The sequence below is a fragment of the Pseudobacillus sp. 179-B 2D1 NHS genome (assembly GCF_045370945.1).
Taxonomy (GTDB): Bacteria; Bacillota; Bacilli; order Bacillales; family Domibacillaceae; genus Pseudobacillus.
The window spans coordinates 19,806-44,973 of sequence record NZ_JBIQDP010000032.1; the positions used below are offsets into that span (position 1 = coordinate 19,806).

23 protein-coding genes and 2 pseudogenes are annotated in these 25,168 nt (G+C 35.2%); 7 read left to right on the forward strand and 18 right to left on the reverse strand.

The window, feature by feature from the left end; genetic code table 11:
- Nucleotides 1–193: 193 nt before the first annotated feature.
- The 4 genes from ACH0BF_RS22205 to ACH0BF_RS22220 form a co-directional block, all read right to left on the reverse strand.
- Complete coding sequence (locus ACH0BF_RS22205; protein ID WP_406910311.1) at nucleotides 194–2,485, reverse strand: hypothetical protein; 2,292 nt, start codon at nucleotides 2,483–2,485, stop codon at nucleotides 194–196.
- A gap of 7 nt (nucleotides 2,486–2,492) precedes the next feature.
- Complete coding sequence (locus tag ACH0BF_RS22210; protein WP_406910312.1) at nucleotides 2,493–4,016, reverse strand: S-layer homology domain-containing protein; 1,524 nt, start codon at nucleotides 4,014–4,016, stop codon at nucleotides 2,493–2,495.
- Between the two features lie 92 nt (nucleotides 4,017–4,108).
- Nucleotides 4,109–4,558, reverse strand: coding sequence for an ArpU family phage packaging/lysis transcriptional regulator (locus ACH0BF_RS22215; protein WP_406910313.1), 450 nt, complete (start codon nucleotides 4,556–4,558; stop codon nucleotides 4,109–4,111).
- A gap of 123 nt (nucleotides 4,559–4,681) precedes the next feature.
- Nucleotides 4,682–4,840, reverse strand: coding sequence for a helix-turn-helix domain-containing protein (locus tag ACH0BF_RS22220; RefSeq protein WP_406910314.1), 159 nt, complete (start codon nucleotides 4,838–4,840; stop codon nucleotides 4,682–4,684).
- A gap of 162 nt (nucleotides 4,841–5,002) precedes the next feature.
- On the opposite strand from ACH0BF_RS22220, the gene ACH0BF_RS22225 reads away from it, so the two are divergent.
- Complete coding sequence (locus ACH0BF_RS22225; protein WP_406910315.1) at nucleotides 5,003–5,404, forward strand: helix-turn-helix domain-containing protein; 402 nt, start codon at nucleotides 5,003–5,005, stop codon at nucleotides 5,402–5,404.
- A 10-nt stretch (nucleotides 5,405–5,414) separates the two neighbouring features.
- Here ACH0BF_RS22225 and ACH0BF_RS22230 read toward each other — a convergent pair whose 3' ends face one another.
- The 7 genes and pseudogenes from ACH0BF_RS22230 to ACH0BF_RS22260 form a co-directional block, all read right to left on the reverse strand.
- Entirely contained in the window at nucleotides 5,415–5,555 is a 141-nt protein-coding gene (locus ACH0BF_RS22230) for a hypothetical protein (protein WP_406910316.1), read from the reverse strand.
- A gap of 420 nt (nucleotides 5,556–5,975) precedes the next feature.
- Nucleotides 5,976–6,203 carry a hypothetical protein gene (locus ACH0BF_RS22235; RefSeq protein WP_406910317.1) on the reverse strand — a complete coding sequence of 76 codons (228 nt, stop codon included), beginning with the start codon at nucleotides 6,201–6,203 and terminating at the stop codon, nucleotides 5,976–5,978.
- A 188-nt stretch (nucleotides 6,204–6,391) separates the two neighbouring features.
- Nucleotides 6,392–7,462 carry a replication initiator protein A gene (locus ACH0BF_RS22240; protein ID WP_406910318.1) on the reverse strand — a complete coding sequence of 357 codons (1,071 nt, stop codon included), beginning with the start codon at nucleotides 7,460–7,462 and terminating at the stop codon, nucleotides 6,392–6,394.
- A 436-nt stretch (nucleotides 7,463–7,898) separates the two neighbouring features.
- The gene (locus ACH0BF_RS22245) at nucleotides 7,899–8,120 is read right to left on the reverse strand and encodes a hypothetical protein (protein ID WP_406910319.1); all 222 of its coding nucleotides are present in this window, start codon (nucleotides 8,118–8,120) and stop codon (nucleotides 7,899–7,901) included.
- Nucleotides 8,117–8,896 (reverse strand): ParA family protein, encoded by a 780-nt coding sequence (locus ACH0BF_RS22250; RefSeq protein ID WP_406910320.1) that lies wholly within the window; start codon nucleotides 8,894–8,896, stop codon nucleotides 8,117–8,119. The genes ACH0BF_RS22245 and ACH0BF_RS22250 overlap by 4 nt, the downstream gene beginning before the upstream one ends.
- A 412-nt stretch (nucleotides 8,897–9,308) precedes the next feature.
- Nucleotides 9,309–9,770, reverse strand: a pseudogene (locus ACH0BF_RS22255) (GNAT family N-acetyltransferase); the annotation flags it as partial.
- A 383-nt stretch (nucleotides 9,771–10,153) separates the two neighbouring features.
- Nucleotides 10,154–10,960, reverse strand: coding sequence for a nucleotidyltransferase domain-containing protein (locus ACH0BF_RS22260; RefSeq protein ID WP_406910321.1), 807 nt, complete (start codon nucleotides 10,958–10,960; stop codon nucleotides 10,154–10,156).
- Nucleotides 10,961–11,431: 471 nt separating this feature from the next.
- Here ACH0BF_RS22260 and ACH0BF_RS22265 point away from each other — a divergent pair, with 471 nt between their 5' ends.
- Both ACH0BF_RS22265 and ACH0BF_RS22270 read left to right on the forward strand, forming a co-directional pair.
- Entirely contained in the window at nucleotides 11,432–12,382 is a 951-nt protein-coding gene (locus ACH0BF_RS22265) for a nucleoside hydrolase (protein ID WP_120038446.1), read from the forward strand.
- A gap of 272 nt (nucleotides 12,383–12,654) precedes the next feature.
- Nucleotides 12,655–13,341 (forward strand): YjjG family noncanonical pyrimidine nucleotidase, encoded by a 687-nt coding sequence (locus ACH0BF_RS22270; RefSeq protein ID WP_406910328.1) that lies wholly within the window; start codon nucleotides 12,655–12,657, stop codon nucleotides 13,339–13,341.
- A gap of 292 nt (nucleotides 13,342–13,633) precedes the next feature.
- Here ACH0BF_RS22270 and ACH0BF_RS22275 read toward each other — a convergent pair whose 3' ends face one another.
- The 5 genes from ACH0BF_RS22275 to ACH0BF_RS22295 form a co-directional block, all read right to left on the reverse strand.
- Entirely contained in the window at nucleotides 13,634–14,695 is a 1,062-nt protein-coding gene (locus ACH0BF_RS22275; protein ID WP_406910329.1) for a suppressor of fused domain protein, read from the reverse strand.
- Between the two features lie 136 nt (nucleotides 14,696–14,831).
- Nucleotides 14,832–15,437, reverse strand: coding sequence for an ABC-2 transporter permease (locus ACH0BF_RS22280; protein WP_340856740.1), 606 nt, complete (start codon nucleotides 15,435–15,437; stop codon nucleotides 14,832–14,834).
- Nucleotides 15,430–16,296 (reverse strand): ABC transporter ATP-binding protein, encoded by an 867-nt coding sequence (locus ACH0BF_RS22285; protein ID WP_406910322.1) that lies wholly within the window; start codon nucleotides 16,294–16,296, stop codon nucleotides 15,430–15,432. The genes ACH0BF_RS22280 and ACH0BF_RS22285 overlap by 8 nt, the downstream gene beginning before the upstream one ends.
- A gap of 5 nt (nucleotides 16,297–16,301) precedes the next feature.
- The gene (locus ACH0BF_RS22290) at nucleotides 16,302–16,673 is read right to left on the reverse strand and encodes a GntR family transcriptional regulator (protein ID WP_120038450.1); all 372 of its coding nucleotides are present in this window, start codon (nucleotides 16,671–16,673) and stop codon (nucleotides 16,302–16,304) included.
- A 15-nt stretch (nucleotides 16,674–16,688) separates the two neighbouring features.
- A complete protein-coding gene (locus ACH0BF_RS22295; RefSeq protein ID WP_406910323.1) occupies nucleotides 16,689–16,994 on the reverse strand; it encodes a YfzA family protein in 306 nt (101 codons plus the stop codon).
- Between the two features lie 642 nt (nucleotides 16,995–17,636).
- Here ACH0BF_RS22295 and ACH0BF_RS22300 point away from each other — a divergent pair.
- The 3 genes and pseudogenes from ACH0BF_RS22300 to ACH0BF_RS22310 all read left to right on the forward strand — a co-directional run.
- Nucleotides 17,637–18,578 carry an ATP-binding protein gene (locus tag ACH0BF_RS22300; protein WP_340856744.1) on the forward strand — a complete coding sequence of 314 codons (942 nt, stop codon included), beginning with the start codon at nucleotides 17,637–17,639 and terminating at the stop codon, nucleotides 18,576–18,578.
- A gap of 12 nt (nucleotides 18,579–18,590) precedes the next feature.
- Nucleotides 18,591–20,333 carry a tetratricopeptide repeat protein gene (locus ACH0BF_RS22305; RefSeq protein ID WP_406910324.1) on the forward strand — a complete coding sequence of 581 codons (1,743 nt, stop codon included), beginning with the start codon at nucleotides 18,591–18,593 and terminating at the stop codon, nucleotides 20,331–20,333.
- Between the two features lie 88 nt (nucleotides 20,334–20,421).
- Nucleotides 20,422–20,619 (forward strand): annotated as a pseudogene (locus ACH0BF_RS22310) (IS4 family transposase); the annotation flags it as partial.
- A 119-nt stretch (nucleotides 20,620–20,738) separates the two neighbouring features.
- Here ACH0BF_RS22310 and blaI read toward each other — a convergent pair.
- Both blaI and ACH0BF_RS22320 read right to left on the reverse strand, forming a co-directional pair.
- Nucleotides 20,739–21,134 (reverse strand): penicillinase repressor BlaI, encoded by a 396-nt coding sequence (blaI, locus tag ACH0BF_RS22315; protein ID WP_406910325.1) that lies wholly within the window; start codon nucleotides 21,132–21,134, stop codon nucleotides 20,739–20,741.
- Between the two features lie 61 nt (nucleotides 21,135–21,195).
- The gene (locus tag ACH0BF_RS22320) at nucleotides 21,196–22,968 is read right to left on the reverse strand and encodes a BlaR1 family beta-lactam sensor/signal transducer (protein ID WP_406910326.1); all 1,773 of its coding nucleotides are present in this window, start codon (nucleotides 22,966–22,968) and stop codon (nucleotides 21,196–21,198) included.
- A 558-nt stretch (nucleotides 22,969–23,526) separates the two neighbouring features.
- Here ACH0BF_RS22320 and bla point away from each other — a divergent pair.
- The gene (gene bla, locus ACH0BF_RS22325; protein ID WP_483879967.1) at nucleotides 23,527–24,426 is read left to right on the forward strand and encodes a class A beta-lactamase; all 900 of its coding nucleotides are present in this window, start codon (nucleotides 23,527–23,529) and stop codon (nucleotides 24,424–24,426) included.
- Nucleotides 24,427–25,168 lie beyond the last annotated feature (742 nt).

Sequence of the window (25,168 nt, forward strand, 5' to 3'; positions counted from 1 at the left end):
CACCCACCCTTAAAGTAAACTTTTTTCTTGAAACAAGAATATACTTTTATCTGTTTTTAAAAGAACAGAATAACATTTTTTTATGGAAACGTCTGTGTTTTATAGGGATTTCTTGATAATAGTTAAACAATAATAATGTTTCCATAACACAAAAAAGCAAGAGACCAAAATTATAAGTCTCTTGCTTTTTACTTTACAGATCGCTAACAATGGCCTCAATTTTTGTAGTAATATCTCGATCAGTTACTCGGAACTTATGTAACTTTTCTTTTGGCCGATTATGACTGAGGTTGTACATTTGTTTTTTATCTTTATCTTTGATTACAATTGTATGAATGTCATCAGATTTTAGATGATCTAGCTTTATCCTCGATTCCGGCTGTTCAATAATCCAAGCTTCATCAGTACCCGATCCAAAAAGATAATGTTCAAACTTAAATGATTGATCGTATTCAAAGATCAAGTCACTTAATCCCATATTTTCGAGAACGATATGATTTTTGTAGTTTTGTTTCGGTTTCAATGGTGAAGTAGGACTTACTGGAATTGCATAACGTTGTAAACGCTCCATTTCATTTGCTGACTTCGTGTATAATACTTCATCAACAAACTTTTCTCCTGTTGATGATTCAAACGAATCACTTAACTTCTGTTTCCCCTCTTGCATCAAGGAATTATAAGAAGGGATAGGAGTGCCATTCACAAAGTTTTGTTTTACTTTTTGTGCATATGGTGTGCCTACAGCAAATCCCGTGTACTTACTCATGAAAAAGAGATCAGTAACATAACCATACTCAAATATTCGTTTGTTTCCAGATGTTCCTTTATCCTTCAATACATTTTGTTGTAAAGGAAAAGCATAAGTATATGAGGAATACTTACTTCGATTTTTATAATCATTTTTCAAACTATCATCTATGTCTTGTGGAAAAAAGAAACCGTTGCTTTTTTCTTTCTTCAATGTTTGAAATCCAGATTTTAAATGTTCCCCTGAAGGCAGATCCACATCATATATGAGTGATCCGGGCGTGATTGGCAATGTAGTTTGTGTTTTCAAATTATATTGGGATTTCACCTTTGAATCACTTGATTTTTTCCATTGCTCATAGTAATCTTTCGTACTTTTATTTGGATTCCAGTTGTCTTCTTTACCAACGATCCATTTTTGAGTTAGTATGCCCTCTATAGAGTTGTCCTTTATAGTTTCACCTTGCTTGTGATTAATTGGTATTGATCCTGATAAACGAAATGTCTGTGCTCTTGACCAATCGGGATTACTGTTAAACGTCCAACTCAGGCAAGTTGAATTTCCCTCTTCATCAACCCCGGACTGACTACATTCCCATCCAATTGGCCAATTCGTGTATTCGTATTGAAAAGTATAATTTAGATTAGATCCTTTCACGGATCGTCCTGGTGCTGTTGACTGGATAGCCCCTGCCTGTTGAATTGTGCGTCCAGCAAATTGAACAGAATGAGAAGCATTACGAGTGGCATAGTGATCGCCATTAATAGTAAAACGGCTTTCAATATACACTTGGCTCTCTTCATTTGTGTTGGATCTTCTCAATTCCCAGAAAGCCTTTCCCTTAGCTGATCCAGCACCGCCTTGTTCACCGGTATCAGGCGGTTTAGGGACAGGCTCAGGCTTGTTAGGATCGGGATCAACTGGCGTATTTCCTCCTCCATCATTTTCGCACCCTTCAACTTTTACTGTTTTTGTAGTTGATTTTTCCCTTTCGACTGAATCCTTTGCATAAAGCTTTAATACATTATCTCCACATTTGTCAAAAGTGACTTTTACAGTTTTATTGAAAGTATCACTGGCTTTTTCTCCCTTATCAGTGATTGCTGAACCTTGTAGAAATTTCCATGAAATTGACTCACTATAAGGATTAAATTCTTCTCCTGAAATCGTGTAAGTGGCTGATTGTCCTTTTTGTACAGTAGATGCACCTGTTATCTGTGGTTTCGGCCACGGAGTTGTTTTTATCAATACTTTACCTATTTGATGTCCCCACTCTGTGTATTTCCCCGTCCCTTCAATACCAAGAACTTTAGCTCCACTCATTTCGGCAATTTTCCTTGAATAAAACCGATTATATGAGCCGGGATAGTGTATATTCGTAAGCACTTCCGAAGGTGTACGACTTGCTACAAAGTCCGGGTTTCCATTAAAAGCTTCAGCCCATTGTCTTAGCGTATTTTGATGAGCAAAGGTTAGCCCTAGAGCGTTATTGGATTTAGGGCGCATTAACATCATTTTCCCTTTAACTGCACCATCGACCTCAACATCCCAATCTTCTGTATAAATAAATCTTGTTTCGTTACTATTTGTTATTTCATAAACATGGGATTTTTGAGGGTTTACCCAGTTTCCTTTTGGTATATTTGGTTCAACAACCCCAATTGCTGCCTGTCCTATGATCGGTTGAACTATGAGAAAAGCGATCATTAATAAAAGAAAAGGGATCTTTCTTTTCATTGAATCATCACTTCCAAACGCCTGCCTTCAACGGGAGATCAAAGTTTGCAATTTCTAGTTTATAACCGAAGTTTATTTTGTCAGTCGCCCGATCATATTTATAGTAACCGACCCCTTGCACAACTTTTCTAGTTGATAAACCTAATGCTGCCGCTACTTCCCTCACTGGAGCATAATATTGACCATTTTTTACCGTTGCCGGAGCCGTCAATTCAGTTTGCTTTCCATTAACAATCATTGTCTTACTGCCATTTTTGAGAGTGATTTTATTCTGACCGTAAGAAATCTCTGCACCACCATTAACTACTTTGACGCCTGATGCCTGAGCAAATAATCCTTTAAGATTCATAATGTAATCATTGTCATTATGAGGAACCGGAGTTTCACCTAAATTCCCCAATTCCAGTTTATCTTTCTTGAAAGTGACAAAATCAGGTCTGAAAGTATATACATCAATTAAAAATTGTCCGTTTTGTTTTGGGTGTGTAGGCATGACTTCACCTACTTGTTGTCTACTTGGGTATGCTGCAACCCTTTCATCTGACCAAATTGCACTGTCTTTCAGAGCCTTACCATTGTAAGCAATAATTTCACCTTGCGGATACATTGCTGAATCATTATAAGATAAACCTTCAAGTCTAGTTTTCAGCCTTTCACTTGGATGAGGTTGTGTTTTGTCTGGCGTTTGCTCTTGATATATATCATAAACATATTTTGTGACATTATATTCTTTTATTTCACCAGTCGCCCAATCACGAAGTAACAATGTATGTAACCCAATTTCTTGAACCATCTTTTCGTATGACCAAGAATGATAATCAGGCTTGTCGCCAGTAGAAGGCTTTTCTGGATTAGGAGTATCCATCTTGCCTTCCATAATACTTACCATACGATGTACAAATACGGCTGAAACTGCTCTATCTGCATATTCAGTTGGTGCGAATGTGTTATTTCCTTTTCCTTGAATGATGCCATACTTTGTCATTTTTTTAACTGACTCCATTGCATAAGCCGGAATAGAGCCATTATCTTTAAAACTTAGTTCAGTTGTTTCGTTGTATTTCCCTTTTACTTGCATTGCCCGATCAATCATAACAGCAATATCCGCCCGAGAAACTTTGTCAGCAGCCTTCACGTATCCTTTAGTGTCTCCTTTGATGATCCCTACTTTGGCAGCACGGCTAACATCTTTATATAATGCCGCAGACTTCGGGAGATCTTTAAATTTGCTATCTGCATTAGGCAAGTTTAAAGATCGAGCTAAGAATGCTGCAAATTGTCCACGGGTAACTGTTCCTTCCGGCTTAAATGATCCATCATGATAACCACTAATGATATCTCTTTTAGTTAATTCATTAATAGCTTCAAAAGCATAAGAATTGTCTGATACATCTTTAAATTTCTTTTGAGTTGTGGCAGCCTGTGCAATTTGGGAACTATCCAAAACGTTCATCACATTTTCTGTTATTGGTATTAATGCAAGGCTGGCTCCTAGAAAGCTAGTAATGACAAATTTAGATACCTTTTTCATAAAAATTTCTCCTTCCAACTTACAAACGATACATTTTGCCTATTCCTTAATCATTTATAAATACGGCATATGTTTTCAATCTTAAAGATACCTTAGTGAGTCGCTTCAAAATTCTCTCCATCACCCTTTAGTGCAAGCCCTAACCAATATAAGGCCTGTTTGCGACGTATATAATAAACTGTCCGGCTCAAATGTAAATCTAGATAGACTTTTTGATCTAATGGGTATTTTCCATCGCTGCCTCTACACAGATATTTTTTTTCGATAATTTGTTGAAGCTGTTCAGGTAAATTGTTTAACTTGCTATGGAAATAAATAATCCATTCTTTCGCTGTTAGATTTTTTATTACTAAATCTTCAGTGCTGCTGCGAAATGAATTATTTGGTGAAGAGGGCATGTCTGAGATAGTGCTTGTTACTTTTGGACTGTACCCACCCGACTTTAATTTCATTGAATAATAAGGTTCTATCCAATCCTTTAAAACATACTCAATAATCTCTTCCTTCTCTCTCTCTACTGGCAGTAGTGCTAATTGTTCCATTTGAACCTCCTTGTTTTTATGACTTTTGGTCATATGCATTAGAAATTTGACTCTGAATCTTCAATGATTCGTTTATATAGTTCTTATAAAATAAATATTCAACTGACACACCAAAGTAATTAGCTAATTTAACTTTATTATCTCTTCCAAATCTTTTTTTCCTCTTTCAACAGAAGAGATCATACTTTGGCCCAGTTGCAATTCTTTAGATAATTGCTTTTGAGTTAATCCTTTCTGTTTTCCCAGCTCAATCATTCGTTCATTTTCTTTACACTGTTTCAAGATAATCCCCCCAATATGTTTCAAAGTCATTAATTGATTATACACTATATGACTGTAAGTCATTTTGTCAAACTTTTTTTGTTTTTAGTCATTTTTTTTTACACAAAATATGACTAAAAGATATAAAAACCTTTAAAATAAATAGGAGGAGGATAGAGACTAATGAACAATTTAAATACTTTTGGTGAACGTTTAAAAAATATTAGAAAAGCTAAAGATTTAACGCAAAAAGAATTAGCTGATGCTGTAGATATAGACCAATCATCAATATCATATTTTGAACGGAATAAGAAAAAGCCAGATATGGATACCTTAAAAAAAATTGCAGATATTCTCAATGTTTCTGCTGATTATCTCTTACTTAGAACAAATAGTCCTGTAGACTATTCGCCAGAACAAAGTCATTTAATAAAAAAATTAAATGCTAACCCTTTTATCACACCTGAAGAGTTAAAAGAAAATTATCGTTTTGTAATAGAAGGTAGGGAAGCAACAACAGAAGAAATTGAAGAAGCCATAAGGTATGTACGCATCCAAAGAATGATGAAAGAAAAGGATAAATGAGCATTAACCTTTAATAGCTAGTTATTTCAATCTCTATTTTTAATTTTTGTATAAGATCCTTTAGATCAATCTCTTTTCGTAGATCTTCCGAGTATGACAATATGTATTTATCATCATTATCTTTTTCAAGGTACGGTGGTGTTAATTCCATGAAAAAACCTCTTTTCTTTAGAATCCTAAAAAAGGAACATAGGTTCCCGTACAACTTTTATCATGCTACTTTTATTCTAGTTCCATTGCATAACGAGGCGCAATCCAGTCAAATAGATCTATTTCGGCAAATCAAGACACAGTTTTTAATTAAAATAAAAATCCCTCAAACAAAAAGGCAGCAGGTTTGAATCTACCACTTTTCTTGTTTGAGGGATTCGCTTGTCTAACTTTTATATGTATCGTTGCTGACTTTGTATATCACACTGTTGCGAATCCCAAATAAACTTATTCCTTTTTCAGATAAAAATCAGTCTAATGTCTTTCTATGCAGCAAAAGAAAAAGTTGAATAGTTTTCAATGGACAAAAATACTAGCATCTTAAATTAACTAAATACTTTAAACCAAAAGGCCACCTTTACTAAGCTTTCTTTTCTAGTTTAAATCCTTCAACTTTGTCAAAGCTCACTTTTCTAACTGTATCGTTATGAAAGATTACAAATTGTTCTCCTATTAAGAAAACTCTCCGCACCAACATGTGGCTTTTTCTCTTATACACAATAAAAATAATAGGTTCGCTCAAATATCCTGTCTCTTTATTATACTCAACGCCAAATTTCTCCAGAGATTGAAAAAATCGTTCTTTCATCTAAATTACCCCGATTCTAACATTTGATTGATATCAATTCAATTTTTTTTAGATTTTAATCAACAAAAAATGAGATTTTTCCTCATCAGTCATCATTTTAACATAACCTTATAATTAGATAGTAGACAGGAAGAGAGGTGCTATTTCTAAAAAATGGAAAGTATATTTCTTTTTTACACAATATAGGATTATTCGTCTACTCCCGATTCAGAATTTATATATTCATCAAGCGATAAACCCGGTATATGTTTGCTTTTTAAATGTTCACAGACATATTCACTGAACGAATTGGATTCTTTTAGAATCTCAAAAAATGTTTTTTTAAGTGATATAAAAAGATAGCTATCTGCTTTTTCGATTAATTCATCTTTTTTTATCTTTCTAACGCAATAAATGAGTGAATTTATGATTTGATTCGCCACTTCCCCATTTTCTAATGTGACTAAGAAAGTTGTGGACTCGATTTTTTTCAGTAATGCCGTGTCTCCTGTTTCTTCAGCTAAACGATAATATTGATCTCGGTATTCTTTTTCAGCAGAACTTTTGGCTCTCTTTAAAATTCCATACCAGGACTCAACCTGATCTATATTTTCCGCAAATTTAACAATTAGTTCCGGAATCCGCTTATCAATACCAATTGTATTATTTGCTAAAAAAGCTTGTTTGAATAATTGATCTTGTTCCTCTTCGGTGAATCTTAAAGGACTATTTTTTGAAAAATTACTAATGTTTGTATCTTCATATGTATCATTGGTATCTATATTTAAAGAGTTATTAAGATCAGTATTAATAGACTCTAAGTTTTGGACTTCTTGAACTTCATTTTTTGTAGTTCCTTGTGACTCTTGATTTTGACCACCATCTAATGGTGTTGAGTTTTCTAGTTTATCAATAGCATAAATATCATTTCTAGTAATCCTAGGTTTAAGCAAGTAGAGAAGATTACATTTGTTCAGTCCTTGACGTTTTTGTTCAAGTAATTTAGCTTTAACCAATTCTTTTTTTATTTTGATGACAGTAGCTTCACTTTTGATATTTAAAATATCCATAAGATCTTTGTTATTGTAAACAAAATAGATATTCCCTTGATCATCAATCCAATTGTTTTTCTTGGACAGATTAAAACGATCATGCAAAATACTCCAAGCTACTTTTGCATCATTTGATAAAGATTTATAGTTATCATTTGTGAAAAGAACTTTAGGTAATTGATAATATTTCAATCTGTATTCTTCTAAAATATTATACTTTTCAGCCATCAAAAATTTCCTCCTGTATCTCTGCTAGTGCTATAAACAGAGAAAGACAAAAAGAGAACGAAAACTAGAGGTTTTACTTTAACCTCATAAAAAAATGTGATACAATCGATGCGTATAAAAACGTGTTAAAAATAAGAAATATCTCTTTTTGAATTTCTCTGCATGGTTACTCATTTGTTTGAACTGTTTGGCGACCGGACAAACAAATGAGGGGAGTAGGGATTTTCTTTTTTATTTTTCAACAAACAAATAGAAAATTTGTGAACTTTGTTTGTTTATATTTATAATCTAACAAAGTATGAAGATTATAACATCATATATCAAAACTTACTATTGCTATATAAAAATCACAATCTTTTACACAATTACACATGTATAATTGTGTAAAATAACGATGAAAAAGAAGTAATAATTTGCTTATTACTTCTTTTTTGTTTCACTTTCCTCTTTCTCTTTTTAGTAGCTCAACTGCCTCTGCTACGATCTGAACGATACTTTTATCTTCATGAAAAGCAAGCGCTCTAAGTTCTTTATAGTCTTCCTCATAAATACGAATGGTTTTATGTGCAGCTTTCGACTGTGCCTTTTCAAAGGGGTTTTTTCTCTGTGCTGAATATTTACTTGTATCTATATCCTCAAACCTTGGCTTTTCGCTCATTCTGCTTCAATCCTTTCTAAGAATTCATTTACTACTTTTTGATACATATTTAAGACATCTATATCATGCATATCTTCATCAGTAATACCGTTTTTACTAAACATTTTGATTCGTTCTCTTTTCATAATACAATTTTTGAAAAGATAATGTTGGAATAGTTCTTCGGCTTCTTCAATAACTTCATTATCTACTTTACCTCTTTTATCAACTAGATATGGAACTACCCCTAATAGTTTAACTGCTGGATTATATTCTTTAAGAACTTTCATGTTCTGATAAGATTGTGCTGCCGCTTTAAGAGACTGTTGATGTGTCTGCATAATAACAACGATGTAATCGGAAGCTACAATTGCATTGTTTGTAAATTCACTAATTGTTGGAGGCACATCAATGATAACATAATTATAATTCTTTTTAATTTGGCGTAAAAGAAAATCGAGAAAATAAAACCGCTTTGTTTTATCCTGTGTTAAGGAGTACAAGTGCATCGGGAAACCAGCTAAATCAATTTCACTTGGCAGTATATCGAGTGTAGGAGTGATATTTACAACTGCTTTTGATAAGTCTTGTTCCTCGATAGCCTCAAAAAGACTCGTCTTTAATTTACCTTTGACACCAAATGTTTTAAATAAAATTTCTGTTGCGTTATATTGTGGGTCAAAGTCAACTAATAAAACCTTCTTTCCTGACTTTTGTAAGAGATAAGAGAATAAAACGCTAGCAGTTGTTTTCCCCACTCCACCTTTAAAGTTTGCAAATGTAATTGTTTTAGTCATGATTCTCGCTCCTTTTTATTAGTATAAATTTGATTACACATATACACAAGAGGAGAAGTGTAATCCAAAAATAAAAAAATATGTATTATCTAAGGGATAACTTATTTGTTATTTCTTTTTATTTGATGAATAAATTATAACACATTTACACATTAACTCAAGTGAAAACGTGTAAATGGGTGAAAATAAAGAACAAGTTTTATTCATTTTCAAAACTTGTTCTTACTGTGGCTTTAAAGTGAAATTTGATCAGTTTGAGACTAATAACCTTGGTAAACAAAGAAAAGGAGAGAGCTCGTTTTGAAGAAAGTTTGATCATTTCTGTAATCCTTATTTAATCAAATCATCCGATTCTTGAAAGTCGTTATAGAAAGTTAGCATTACTTTACTAACATAAGAATAGAAAAGAACGTTAATCTACGTATTCTCGTTTCAATATGGACATTATAAATAGTGACTCATATCCATCATTACTTTTTAAACATTCTCTTAATGTACCTTCAACTGTAAAACCATGTTTTTTATAAAGGTGCATAGCACGCATATTATTAACTTTAACATCTAACCATAACCGTTTTGCCTTAAACTTATTAAAGGTCCAATCCTTGATGATTTTAAGCGCTTCATTTCCATAACCTTTACTCTTTGAGCCAATTGTGATTCTCCTTAATTCGAGGCTTTGATTGAGATCTCTTAAACCAGCCAATACAATATATCCAACACGTTTGTTATTATTTTTATCCTCAATTATCAAATGTAATAGGTTATCGTCGGTTAAAGCATCCAAATGCTTTAATTTAGACCAAGGGATTATAAATTGGGAATTTTCTATATCAGATTCTAAATAGCAAATAAAATCTATATCATCCCTTACAGTATTTCTTAAAAATTAATTAAACAAGAATCTTCAAACATTATTATGCTCTCCTTTTTCTAACTTTCCTTCATAAGCTTCTCCTTACTTTAACATCCTCCCACCTTCAGTATTCAAAAATCGGGCCCAATGGTATTCAGGATTAAACAAATTTATTATCTCTGTACATGTTGCTTTAAAATAAAGTTTGATTAAAAACACCTCATAAACTAATATTCTATGATAAATAAAAAGAATTCATTTTGAAAAAAGATTGATCGAAATCAATTCTTTTACAACATATTGAGGTTAGTTTTTATAAAGCAGTTTAATCATTCCCTAGCTGTACTTTTCTACGGTCATTCCTTTTTCTTGAAAAAACGTTTATATAATAGTGAGATATTCTACATCTTACTACAATAATTAAATATGTAGTCCATACATTGCAAAGTGTCATTAATCCGATGTTTCTTAGAATTATAGTAACGCATGTCTAGTCCTTCTCGAATATTTATCGCTTCTCTAATAATGTTATGCCATCTTTCTGGCATATAATCAATTGCATATTTGCCTGCATCTACTTTTGAAATGATTTCATGTTCTTTAAGTGTATAGAATTGGCGTAACATTCCAGTAATAGACCATTGTAACTCCTGCTCTAAAATTTTGTTTGGCAATAGAAGTGCCACTTTTTTGAATCTTTTCATAGTATTTATTCGATTCAACCAATAGGTATTCATATTATTTAGTACATAATTAGTCAGATCACTTTCATCAACGTCAAAATGAAATGAAGTAACATCAGGACCTATCATACTAATGCCCTTGTTTTTCAGAGTCCACCAAGTGACCGGGTTGATTTCATGATTGCTCCATCCTACTTTTCCTTCGTTTACATATAAACATTTTTTGGTTTCAGTCTGCTTCTTACCGATGTCTTCCCAAAGAAGATAGCATCCGTCCATTCCTGTTTTTTTATATTTGTTGGTTAAACTTCGGTGAGTATTAGATAGAATTTTTATCTCTGCTTCAGTTAATTGACGGTTAACAATTGCAATGAAATCAATATCACTAGAACCATGAATATAAGCATTAAGAGCAATGGAACCATGTAAATATAATCCTTCAAGGGTATTAGGAATTCGTTCATGAAATAAGGAAATATACTCATTTAAAATATTTTGAACTGGTGTGGGAACTCTTTGATCCATAAAAATAGCTCCTCTTTATTAGACTTTAATACGAGTTATTTCCCCCTCTTTTTTACTCGCATATTTTTTCCACTCACTGTAAAAAAACACCTCTTTAGATGATCGTACCTAAAGAGGCAAAACGGTGCAACTTTTTATAAACAGTATGACTTTATTCAACACATCGCGACCTCATTCCAAATCTACAGTACAGAGTATAGAACAAAAAAATCCTATATACCAATACAGGATTTTTAATCAAACTCTCTTGAAAACTATCAATCTTTTTTATAAAACTACAGCCCTCTTTCTCGATGCCATTTTTGTATAGCAATAATCACGTTGTTTAACTTTTAATAAAAAGAATTAAGACTACGTCTAATCATTCCATCCTAAAAAAGAACATATACTAAGCTATGTTCCTTTAATAGGAATAATTAGAAAATAGTTCCTAATCTACCCCTTTAAAGTAAACCTGCAAAGGATGGTTATATGAGAAAAAAGGTGTTATTGTTTGGAGATGTAGGCATTGACGATACGGTTGCCCTTTTATATGGTTATTTTAATGAACAAATCGATATCGTGGGCGTTGTGGCTGATTATGGGAACACCTCCCGTGATCAAACTGTACGAAACATTCATTATTTAATCCGGCTGTTTAACATTCCTGATGTTAAAGTGATTGCAGGAGCGAAAAAACCCATGACAGGAGAAGAACCAGTTTTTTTTCCGGAAATTCACGGTGTTTACGGCCTAGGACCGATTAAACCAGCTCCCATACAGGGACTGGAAGGGGCAATTATTGAAAACTTTCATGAGATTGTTAACTTAGTTGACCAATATAAAAAAGAATTAACCATTGTCAATATCGGCCGCCTTACTTCTTTAGCTATGTTGTTTATTTCACACAGTGGATTGATGGAGAAAGTAAAGGAATTTTATATCATGGGAGGAGCTTTTTTTGTTCCAGGGAACGTGACCGCTGTGTCGGAAGCCAATTTTTATGGGGATCCAATGGCCGCACAGATCGTTTTGCAACACGCGAAAAATGTAACGATTATACCCTTGGATATCACAGAAAAAGCCATCGTCACACCAGAGATGGTAGATTACATTTATGCAAAAGGAAAGGCAAAAATTCTTAAACCCTTGCTCGATTATTATTATCATTTTTATAAAAAACGCAATCCAGCCATTGAAGGAAGCCCTGTTCATGATGCTATCACATTAATGGCCATCATTCACAATGATTGGTTCAGCTTTAAAACTTTGCCTGTCCATGTTGTGACGGCAGAAGGAATTTCGCGGGGGCAAGCTATTGCTGACATACGTCCTTGGAAGACATTCGATGAAAACGAACATAAACACCGTATTGCTTTTTATCTCAATTATCAACGATTCTTTTCTGACTTTATGACCATCATGACAGATGAACAATTTTAAAGCTAAATGAGTCAACATAATTTGAGTGGGGAAGCCTGGCTAATAAAGTGAACACCTTGTACGGGGAACCTGGGCTAACTATTGTACATCACGGCAACGAATAAAGATTCATTAAGAAATACCTCTCAGTCTTTATCTAACAGCCATTCAAAACTTTATTTTGCAAATGCGCTCTATATACTTCAATAAACAATAATGATTTGTGAGAAGAGGTGTATAGGAATCAGATAATTTTTAAGCAGGCTTAACTGAATGAGAAAGTAGTGGGTAAAATGAAAAATTACGATATTATATTTTTTGATATAGATGACACACTTTTTGATTTTACTAAATCAGAGCAAGCAGCTTTTAGTAAAGTCTTTGATAAATATAATTTATTAAATAGCTTAAAGCTATACGAAAAGAGTTACCAAGAAATTAGTAAAGTATTGTGGAGAGATGTAGAAAGTGGAAAAACAAGCCTTGTTGAACTAGGTCCAGAGAGATTTAGAAGATTATTTTTAGAACATGAACTCGAAATTGACGCCGTTGTATTCAATCAAGATTATTTAGAATTTCTTGGAGAACAAACGCATCTCGTCCAAGGAGCCGAAAAAGTCATTAGGGGTCTCTCGCATAAACGCTTAGCCGTTATTACGAATGGTTACACTGATGTACAAACATCAAGGATTCATCATTCCCCGTTAGACGGTACATTTGAACATATTATTATCTCTGAATCCACTGGATTCCAAAAACCGCAAACAGGTATTTTTGATTATGCTTTTAATAAGTTACAGATTACAGAAAAAGCCAACGTACTAATTGTGGGCGACTCGTTGACTTCTGATATTCAAGGTGGAATGAACTATGGTATTGATACTTGTTGGTTCAATTCTCAGCACAAGGAAAATAACACCACTTTAACACCTACTTACGAAATAAATAAATTAGAAAGCCTGTTAGAGATTATAAAATAAGTGCATAACGTCTTTGATGGTAGCATTCACATTTCCTTCACGTTGTAAATCCGTATTTTTTCTGATGCCACATTCCTTATTTAAGAATTGGGCCCGTTTGTAGAAAAAGAAAAAATCCTGCCTATCAACTCAGGGGTTTTAGTTAAGCTTTTTATAAACACCGTGCTTTATTTCAAATCTAAAAAATGCAACATCGACGAACGAAAGAGCCCCTATGAGGGAGCTCTTTTATTTACATGCTAATCCTTTTGATTATGCTCTTTAATTATCAAACTTTATCTCCAAATCAGATCTACCCAATCGTTTCAACGACATGTCCCTCTGAATCTTTTACATCTGTTTTCACAATTTCAAAGACAACCGATTCTAAAGAAGGGATGGAAAACTTTTTTACACAAGGTTGAAGCTGCTCTGTTAATTCTTTCATGGCCTTTTCGTTTAACATAATCTCCATGTAACCTTCTTTTTCCGTTACCTGTGGCTGATCTCCGAATAAAAAAACAACTTTCGCTTCATTACTTACTAATCTAAGCGGTTCTTTTTTCACCGCACGCCCCTGAAGTACCTTCCCAATAGTATTCGCTTGCTTAGCTCCAAATGTTACGGTAGCAGGCAATCTCTTGAACAATTTTTTTTGGGCAGGCTTCCATGTGATTTGTTCGTTAAAAAGAAAGCCAGTATTTGATCCGTCTGTTTTACTTCCTTTTTGAATAGCGTCATTTACCTTTGCGTCATGAAGAAAGGATGTACGCGATAGATCGGTAATATAATAGGGCATATGATTGGCACAGGCCTTTAAGACACCAAGTGTGTTCCATATTTGCATGGCTTCCAATTCATCCGCTGTAATTCCCACAACTTGAATAAACTCGACCTTCCCATTCGGCGTATCCATACTAGACAGTTCAGGATCGTTCTTAAATGCAAGTGCTGTTAAAGCTGTATTTGATTCAAGGCAGATGGGGCCATTGGCATCCATGTAATCACCTTTTTTAAATGCATTTCCACTTCCAAATATATATCTGGCGAGATTTTGTAAAAGGTTCAGTGCCCAGTTTGGCGGTTCTGTTTCATAATCCGCCTTTGCTAGCCTGAACGTTAATTCAAATCCAAAGCCGCTGTTTTCAGGATCTTCTGTTTCTTTTTCGTAGAGCTCTGAAAATCCATAGGTCACAAAATGCCAATGCTCAATAGGTTCTTTTGCCACATATACACTGATCCCATCTAAAGGGTCATTCCCACCGAGCATATAGGAAATCAACGTTCCAAAATGTTTAGGCTCTTGTTCTCCATATAAATCCTTCATTGCTTGATCAATTGCATCCCAACCAGCTTTATTTTCTTCTTCGTTCATCATATCCTCCCCAAATCCACTAAACATTGAAACTATTCTACAGCAAGTTATTACCAATGTCTAACAGACGAACCATTAATGAAACCGTTCTCTCTTGTTTGGCCTATACATCTTGAGATGAGCGAATGATATCATTTTAAAATGCTTTCCGCTGATAAATAACAGTGGTAATCCCCCAAGAAGCAGCATAGAGTGTCAGGATAGCCACTGCCGCTCCTGTATATAAAGCCGATCTGGATAAATTGAGGATAAAATCAGTTATCACTGTCAAACGTTCAGCTATAAACAATACAATATGCGGACCTACCCCTGCTATAACGATAAAGCTAATAAGTACGACCGTTGTAATATAGCCCGGTTTGAAAATATGAAATAATGGGAAGGTAAACGAAGCGAATAATAAAAATAAGCCGCTGCCGATCGCCATATCAGTCATCGTAAACGATTTATTTAATACAAATAATGCTAGACTTGTCACACCAATAGCTAAAACCATATAAATAATGGCACCAAAATAGCGTGATGCGATAATTTCCTTACGTGTATAAGGTAGGGAATTTAACAAAATATTTGTCTCTGCTTTTTCATCATAGGCATACGTATTAAAAGGAATAAAAATACTGGCCACTAGAAAAATCAAAGCCGGATGTGAGTCCATGAAAATAAAAAATACAATAAAAGGAATAAAGATCAATAGCTGTCGTTTCTGTAGGATGACATCACGTTTGATTAAATTAAGCATAGCTTTTTCTTCCTTTCAAGTAATACATAATATCCTCTAGAGACGCTCGTTCAATGACAACAGAATTTCCAAAGATATCTTTGACTTCTTTAATATCATCGGTTAATGCTTCAAATCCTGTTGGTGCGCGATGAATGTGAACAAAAGCTTTTTCTGTGTCTCTATCTAAAAGATCCATTCCTCCTCTAACGAGCGCATAGTTTTCAGCTACATCGTGGATGGATTGATTAAATACGACTTCTCCACTCTGTATAAAAGCAATATAATCTGCGATACGATCTAAATCTGTTGTAATATGCGTAGAGAAGAAAATGGTACGCTGACCATCAATCATTAATTCCTGTAACAACTCCAGCAGCTCCCGTCTAAAAATGGGATCTAAGCCTGCTGTCGGCTCATCCATAATAATCAGCTCTGCATGATGCGATAAGGCTATCGCCAATGACGCCTTCATTTGCATCCCTTTTGAGAAAGTTTTTATCGCTTTATTAAGCGGTAATTCGAATTGCTCGATATATTGATAAAATAGTGTATCATTCCAATGTTTGTAAGCTGGCGCCACAATGCGTTTTATATCTTTTAAATTCAGCCCTTCAAAAAATACGTTGCCATCATATACGAACCCAATCCGCTCCTTGATCGCCTTCTCATGTGTCGTGTAGTCTAAACCGAAAATCTTCACCTCCCCGTCATCGGGCTTTAATAGATTCATCATCATTTTGATCGTTGTCGATTTACCCGCTCCATTTGCTCCAATGAATCCCGTTACAAAGCCTTGCTTCACTTGTAAATTAATATTTTTTACAGAAAAATCTTTGAATCTTTTCGTGACATTCTTTAGTTCAACCACATTTTCCATCCGTTTCACTCCTCATATAAAATCTTCAATAATTGCTGCAATTCATCAAGTGACAGTCCAATTTCTCTACTATTCGTTATCACCGCACTTAGCTGCTCCTCAATGACCTTCAGTTTCTTCTCTCTGATAACCTCTAAATTTTGTTCTGCAACAAAAGAGCCTTTTCCAACAATAGAATAAATAAAGCCCGCCTTCTCCAATTCCTCATAGGCTCGTTTCGTTGTAATCACACTAATTTGCAAATCCTTTGCAAGCTGGCGTATGGAAGGCAATGCTGTCCCCTCTTGTAACTCACCTGCTAAAATAGACGATTTAATTTGATTCGTAATTTGCTCATAAATCGGCTCCTTTGAACTGTTGGAAATAATTATTTGCATGCCAATCCCTCTTCTTTACTTTTTTGAAAACATACTTGAAATAAGGTCTTGTACGGCCTGAATCATTATAGCTATAACGTGAATGGTCATGAACATATTAAAAAACGGGAAGGAATAAGGAGTAATCCATTCTGTAAATAATCTCGATCCTAAAATTCCTCTCGCTATTCTGGCAAATAAATGGCCACTATCATTTATATTTGGCTCCAGGAAAGTGCCATCAATAGCGACAAAGAGCAATTGAACCATTAAAAATAGTCCAATGGTGATCATCCAGCGTCTTGCTCGATTCATAGGAAGTGTTTTTTCTACGCCTGACATTGAAGTCTTCTCCTCTCACGTTTTAACATCCTGAGTCTTTACTAAACGATCCTTAAATAGATGATAAGGGTAGCTGGCTGTTACCCTTTCAGTGATTGTCATTGAAGAGCGATTTACATATGATCATTCAAATCTTTATATATTGTATATACACTATATATACAATATATACACACATCCATCATCATGCAACCATTTTATTTGAAACGCAGGAGATTCCTCCCAGTATGCTTGAAACGATAGAACAAAAAACTGTCACAACCACATTCACCACACCCTAAAGAAACCATTTTGAAAAAAGATTGATCAAAATGATTTCTTATCCAACGAGCTTATTCTGATTTTATAAAAAGGTTGGCCCTGTATTGCTCGGCAATTGTGCCCTTTTGCGGAGAATTCACTTATAGGATTCTTATGATTAACCGTACTATTAAAATCATTTTTCCTCTTCATTAAAATATTAGCTAAGCGCGGATCTGATCCGATTTTCTAGAACATTAAGACTTTTATAATATTGAAAAATAGGCATTTAGTGACTTATGATGAATAAGGTGCTTTATTGGTAATACCTTCTAGTAAGATTTTTCATACTTTTAGACAAAGATTTTTCAATCTGTAAAGTCCTTGACTGGGGGAATCAAAATGAATCAGGAAAATCAACAGGACAAATTAAAAGTGATTTCGTTTGATAAGGAACAAAATAAAATTGTGGAGTTAGATCAGAAGCGCGAAACGTTTGAGGATGTAGGCGGTTTAGAAGAAGTGAAGAAAAAAATAAAAATGGATTTTATCCTGCCGATTCAATCGCCGGATATTTTTAAAGCCTTTGGAAAGGAAATAGGGGGCGGCTTACTCTTTTACGGCCCGCCTGGATGTGGAAAAACCTTTTTGGCTCGAGCGGTAGCGGGTGAAATTAATGCTCGTTTTATCCATTTAGACCTGCAGTCCATTCTTTCAAAGTGGACGGGTGAGGCAGAACAAAATTTGCATGAGTTTTTTGAAGATGCTCGAAGAAGAACCCCCTGCGTATTGTTTATTGATGAATTAGATGCCCTCGGAGGGAACCGGCAAAAAATGTCTGCCCATCATGAACGGATGCTGGTCAATCAATTGTTAATTGAACTTGACGGCTCGGTTTCAGATAATGAAGGAATTTATGTCATTGGTGCTACCAATACCCCATGGTATCTGGATCCGGCACTAAGACGTCCTGGCCGATTTAATTCGTTGATTTTTCTGCCGCCGCCGGAATTAGAAGAGCGGAAAGCCATTTTAACGATTAAGACGAAAGGAAAACCACAGCAAGGCCTGCAATTGGATCTAGTGGCAAAATATACTGAACATTTTTCTGGTGCAGATTTAGAATACCTAGTGAAAGACGCGATTGATTCAGCCATTGCTAGATCATTTGAAACAGGAGAAATTCAGCCTTTAACCAATCAAGATTTATTGTCTGCGATGGAAAAACGGCAGCCAACGACGCTTGAATGGTTTGCAACAGCCAAAAGTTATGCCACGTTCAGTGATGCTAATCAAGAATATAAAGATGTGCTGGACTATATTTATAAAAACAATTTGAAATAAAGGATGAAATAAATGGAAGAATCATTTATTAGCAAAGTGAACCTCATTAAGTCTTACATCCAGAATGGGGAAATTGATCAATCAAGAGAGCAGGCTAGAGAGGTTATTCGAAAACAGCCAGAAGATTATCCTGGCTATTTATTAATGGCCTATCATTACTATACGTTAAAGCAGCCTGATGATGTGGTGGTTTGGATAAACGAAGCACTTCGTAGAGCACCTGAAGATGAGGAAGTGCTTACGCTAGCGGTATTGATGTACGATGATCTCCGAATAGAGGAATCAAAGCGGAAAGAATTGATAGAAACAGGCCTCCGTCTCTACCCTCAGAGTCATTATCTGCACTCTCAATATGCCCGTCTCTCTTCTATTACACAGGAGCAAGGATTAGCTGCCCTTCAAGAGGCAATCAGGCTCCATCCTCAGAATGATGATTATTTAAAGGATTATAGTATGGCCATGTTTAATCTTGGCAACTGGAAGGAATCAGAAAAATATGAGCAGCTAGCATTGCAAGCAAATCCGGAAAATAGCAAAAATTTGCTGGATTTTGCCTGGGCCGCCTACGAGAGAAAAAAATATAAAAAGGCCCAAATGCTGATTGAAGAAGCAATGAGACTCGAACCTAATGATCCAACCATTCGAGAATATTATAAAAAAATCTATCCTACCAAAAATGTCTTCATTCGCGCAAAACGAGAAATGATGCTGACTCTACAAAAAATATGGATTGCTCCTGTTCAATTTATTGTGAGATTTTCAAAAGATAAAATATCGTTAAGATTATTAGCAGTGATTGTATTGCTTTTAGAATTAGCCGGATCTTACGCTCTTTTAGGGAATAACTTATTTATTATCATGGGTGCTTTTTTTCTGGTCCTGTTTATATGTTCAAAAATAGCAAAATCGATATTAATAAAGTCCGGGTTTACTGAATCGGAAGAAGCGGCAATGCAGAGGAAAACAAAAGCTACGCAAAAAACGGCATTAAAGGAGATGAGAAAAGAGCTGGCAAAAAATCAAGAGCAGCCTATTCAAACGCAAGCTGCATTGTCATCCAATGAGTTAGAAGTAAAATTATCACAAATTTGGGGTTCTGCATACATTGACGCCATTAAGGAGAAAACAGTGGTGAAAGGTGCTGTACTACAGCCTGAGCCGGCTATTCAAAAAAAGGAGACAACGATGGATTGGCCAAAGGAATATAGGAAGTGGCCAGCCTATTGTTTAATGTTAGGGATTGTTCTAAGCTTTATGATACGATTTATTCCAGCGATGATCGACGATTATAATCGTCCTGAACCTGTATCACCAGAAATGAAAGAATCCATTACTATGGTACAAGAACAGCAAAAGCAAGACAAGGACATGGCGATTATCAAGGAAAATACGCCTGCTGTCACTCATTTTACGCAAAGTTTAAAAGATGGCAGCCTAATAGATACTATGGAACAATTTGTTGCCAAAGATTATGAACCAGCACTACAGGAAAATATCAATCATCCACTTCTAAAACAATTAGCCAACGCTAAAATAGACAAAGTAAGCAATCAAAAATTAGGCTTAGCTATTTCTTACTTTTTGTTGATCAATGAGGAAGAGAACGTTCAGGCCATTGTCCAAGCGGCAGGAGGACAAATTACACATCTTTACTCGGAAACTTGGAGCCAATCAACCAAAGAGAAAGAAAATTACCAGAAATTGATGAACCAAATCGAAGTAGAGGGCAAGGATTTTAAAGAAACCGTAGAATAGCCCTAGCGTTGCATTCATTTAATCACGCTATTCAAGACAATTAAAATGTTCAATTTTATTAGTTTGTACAAACAAAAAGTCCTTTATAATGGATAAGATTATGTGCACCACTTCATTTGGACAATGGTTTTCACCCACAAATCTGAAAGTTTTTGTGGGTGAAAACATGGAAATTAGATTCCTATGCCAAAAAAATTAACGATAAATTATTCTTAAAATTACTGCTTTTTGTGCAACTACATAAAGCCTCCATTTCCTAAGTGATTGTCTTTTCGATCCTCGTCTTCTGCCCCCCTATTATCAAATATAGAGGAGCTGTAACACATGGTAACCCTCCTCTTTCTCCTACTACAAACTATAATGGACATTCAGTGATCAAATGTTATGATTTCAACTACCTGCAATTCACTTTTTGGTTCTCTTTTTGTTAGGCTTTTCGTCCAAAATGGAACGTAATTCTTTAATGTCCGTTTCTGACAAGGAATCCTCTTGGATAAACTGAACTAGCATCGACTTTAACGCTCCACCATAAATTCGCTTAACAAAAGACTGTGCCTCGGCGCGCTGACATTCATCTTGCGAATAAAGTGGAAAAAAGGTATAGACCCTCTGACCTTTATTGACACCTATCACTTTCTTGTGAACGAGACGATCCAAAAGAGTACGCACAGTTTTCGGCTTCCAATCCGTTTTTTCCTGCAAGACAGATATAACATCATTGGCCGTTTGCGGAGCCTTTTTCCACAGAACATTCATTACTTCCCATTCTGACTCTGAAATATTTGGGATTTCCTTCGCCAACCTTACCCTCCTCCTTCTTTTAGATGACATACAACATGCTTCAACTTATTCTGCTGTTTCCCTAATAGATTCCTTTATCTCTCAAAATTGATAACGTTATTTTCGCTGCCTTGCTTCCATAACTATTATCTTCATTTTGTATATTTGTTGCAAAGAAATAAGTATTATCCTTGGTCTCTACATATCCAATGAACCAACCGTTTATATTTTTGCCATTAACATTGCCAGTCCCCGTTTTCCCGGAGAGCTGGGAATCGTTGTATGCCTCTAATATAAGGGCATCCTTCACGGTTCGGATATTCTTATTCTCAAAACCAAATTGATTTGTATAAAATGCTGATAGCAATTGTACCTGTTCAATGGGAGAAATCTTTAATGAAGATTCCAACCAATAATCTGATCCACCAGAAAGATCAGAATTTCCATAGCCTATCTGTTCGAGATAAGCCTTGATGGTGTCTTGCGGGATTCTTTGGTTTAACTCCTGAAAATACCAGGTGACTGAATTTCTCATAGCACTTGATAGGTTTTGATCCGCATTCCAAGATTCATAAGGATATTTTGTTCCATTCCATTTCATAATGGAATTGTCCTTTGTTATTACATCTGACTCTAGTCCAATTAACGCGCTATAAATCTTGTAAGTAGAATTCGGGGAAATTCTCAGCGTGCTTTTATCTTTATTATATATACTATATTGATTAGCTTTCGTATCGTATAATACAAAGCTTCCATCATATCCAACAAAATAATCGCTCAAATCCTTGTAAAACGCGCGATCATTAGTAAAATCATAGCGATCATTAGTAGTGGCCATTGCAGAAATGAAGGGGATCTGACTTGCTACAAATACACCTATAACGGTAAAGATTGAAATACTTTTCAGCTTCATCCACTTCGACTCAATTGTAAAGGATGCGATTTTTTCAATCCGTTTTTTTATCTGCTCCTTGGAACCATTAAACTGATTGGCCCAAGCCAAGTCTTTTGAGTGTGATGCTAGATCTGCAAAATTAATAATCGCATTCCCATAATCTGTATGACAATGCTCATCTAAAGATTTTAAAACAGCCATATCGCAAGCTATTTCACGATCCATTCTCATGTTTTTAAAAGCAATCCATACAAGCGGATGAAACCAATACAAAATTTGATACATCATAATGAGATAATTCGTTGCTATATCTTTGTATTTATAGTGATGCAGTTCATGCATAAAAATGTATTCGATGTCTTTTCTGGACAACCATTCGTCGAGACGTACCGGCAGCACAACATAGGTCTTAAATAGACCGAATGTCATTGGAGATTTGACGAGTGGTGATTCTCCTACTATTAAAGGTTTAGATATATTTAAATCCTGCTTGCATCGTTCAAATAAGTGTAAAATGGCTTTGTTGTTCAAGACGGTTATCGTATTTTTTATTTTCTTTAATTTAAACCAGGCATGGAGGAAAAGGACAGCCATAACTAACATGCCTGCAATCCAAATACTTGTTAAAACAGCATTCAAGAATGTCAAATTAAGATGATTGACAGATACCGTAAAGTCCTCTATCCAATTTGTATTACTAAGCGCAGAACCTTCAGTGGCATGGATAGAAGCGTTACCAACTCTATTGCCGTGATTGATATTGAACAAATTAAAATGATTTTCAAAATGAATCCATTGCTTCGGTATAAATGGAAGCGTTAATGCGATTAATAATAAAAACCATAGGTTGTATTGCCATTTTGCTGAAAGTTGATCAGAGAATAATTTCCTAATAAGCAAAATAACTACTATAGTCATAGATGACACAATAAAACTTGTGACTAAATGGCTGAAGAACATATCTCCTTACCTCCATTTTCCGAAGTATCACTGTAATCCTTTACACTCCCCTGATCCCTTCCAAGAATTTCAATTGCCTTTATTGTGATTTATTCCATAAAAATGGACATCAATTTGTTTCTTATCCATTTGCAATTTTATCACATCTTTGAAGCACTCAAGTTTAGCACTTCATTATCTATTTATCAATTTTCAGTATAAAGTGTTAAAACACATAATCTTAGAGAATCATGGCCTTTAGGATCTTTTCCTGAAAGAGTGAGAAATTTTTTTAGTTTAAAGAGATTGACTTCTATAGACTACAAATGTAATATTTGATTACAAATGTAGTCCAATATTGATTAAGGGAGGCATAGATTGGATATTTCGTGACTACTCAGTGATTTTAAATTAGCGCTATAAGTAAACAGCCAGCCAATCAATGTTCTTTAGTAGCCAATCAGTGAAAACAGGACTCGCTTCATTATGGCTAGTCCAAAGAAGCCCGTTACATTTTGAATAGATAAAAACTAGAAAGAGGTTATGGATTTGAAAAACACACATAAACACAAATTTAGCATGCGTCATTTTACACAGCTCATGTTGTTGCTGGCAGTGATTATACTCACTGCTTGCGTGGATAAAGACCATTCGACTGAGGCCCCATCTAAAGAGGAAAATGAAGTAGGACAAAGAGCAAATATAGACGAAAAGCTTGCCCAGCTTGAGAACGAGTTTGATGCTCGGATTGGTGTCTATGCGATTGATACGGGCACGAACCAGACGATCGAATATCGACCAGAAGAGCGTTTCGCCTTTGCCTCTACTTACAAAGCTTTAGCCGCAGCCCTCTTGCTGCAGCAAAATTCTTTGGAAGAGCTTAAAGAAGTTATCACCTACACCAAGGATGATTTAGTTCCTTATTCTCCGATTACAGAGAAACATATAGATACCGGGATGACCCTTTTGGAATTAAGTGAGGCGGCAGTTCGATTCAGTGACAATACTGCGGGGAACCTCTTATTTGAGGCATTGGGAGGTCCTAAAGGATTTGAACAAGCCTTAAGACAACTAGGTGATAACGTTACCCAGGCGGATCGCTTTGAACCAGATTTAAATACATTTACTCCAGGAAATACTCGTGACACTAGTACACCGAAAGCTCTTGCCACTAGTCTCCAGGCATTTGCAATCGGCGACTTGCTTTCGGGTGAGAAGCGTGAACAGTTCGCAGATTTGCTGCAAGGGAATGCTACAGGCGATAAACTGATTCGTGCGGGGGCGCCTGAAGGCTGGAAAGTCGGTGATAAGAGTGGAGCTGGAAGTTACGGAACGAGAAATGACATTGCAGTTGTTTGGCCACCAGACAGGGAACCCATCGTTATGGCCATTATGTCTCGTCATGATACCGAGGATGCCAAATATGACGATGCGCTGATTGCGCAGGCTGCCGAGATCACCCTTAACGCACTAAAGTGAATGCAGTAAATTGGGCAGGTTAAATAATTTTGGATAATTACTGCCCTAAAAGGATCGGATTCATCTAAGATACATTCGAAAAACAATGCTGTTATAATAATTAAAAAAACAAATCATAGCCACACCTAATCCGTAAAAAGTTGTAACGAAGCAAAGGATAATATCTATTAGTCATGACTAATAGGTATCACCCTTTTACTTCCTGTTCCATAATCACGCCCGGTTGTGGAAGTTTGTTATTAAAGTAAAGCCCCTATAGGTAAAGTATGTTAACCGCTTTGTTAAATTTGCCCTGATTAAACAACGACATAAAGAACATCACTCTTTTCTATAGATTATACAAATTAATAAAAAATCGTTGGTAAACTAAAAAACGCTATACTTAATTAATACCAGCAACATTACTAAAACTTTTGCGTTAGCGAATCACTAAAAAAGTCGATCCCCTGAAAAATGAAGAAAGCAGATGTGTCTACTGATAATAAAGTTATTGAATTTTGTTTTAAAAGATACGAGCCTTGCTACATTTTATTGTAGCAAGGCTCATTAAAGTTGTTTAATTTCTATTCATATAAATGTGTTTATATTTAAACATGAATAATAAAGTTGTTTAATTCTTTTTTAACTAAAGCACCCGTTAGCTTAATAAGATTTCACAACTGGAACTGGAGTTAGTATAGTTTCATGGACACAGTTTAATTAAGTCCTTACAATTATTTTGAGAGGATGTGTCCGAATTGGA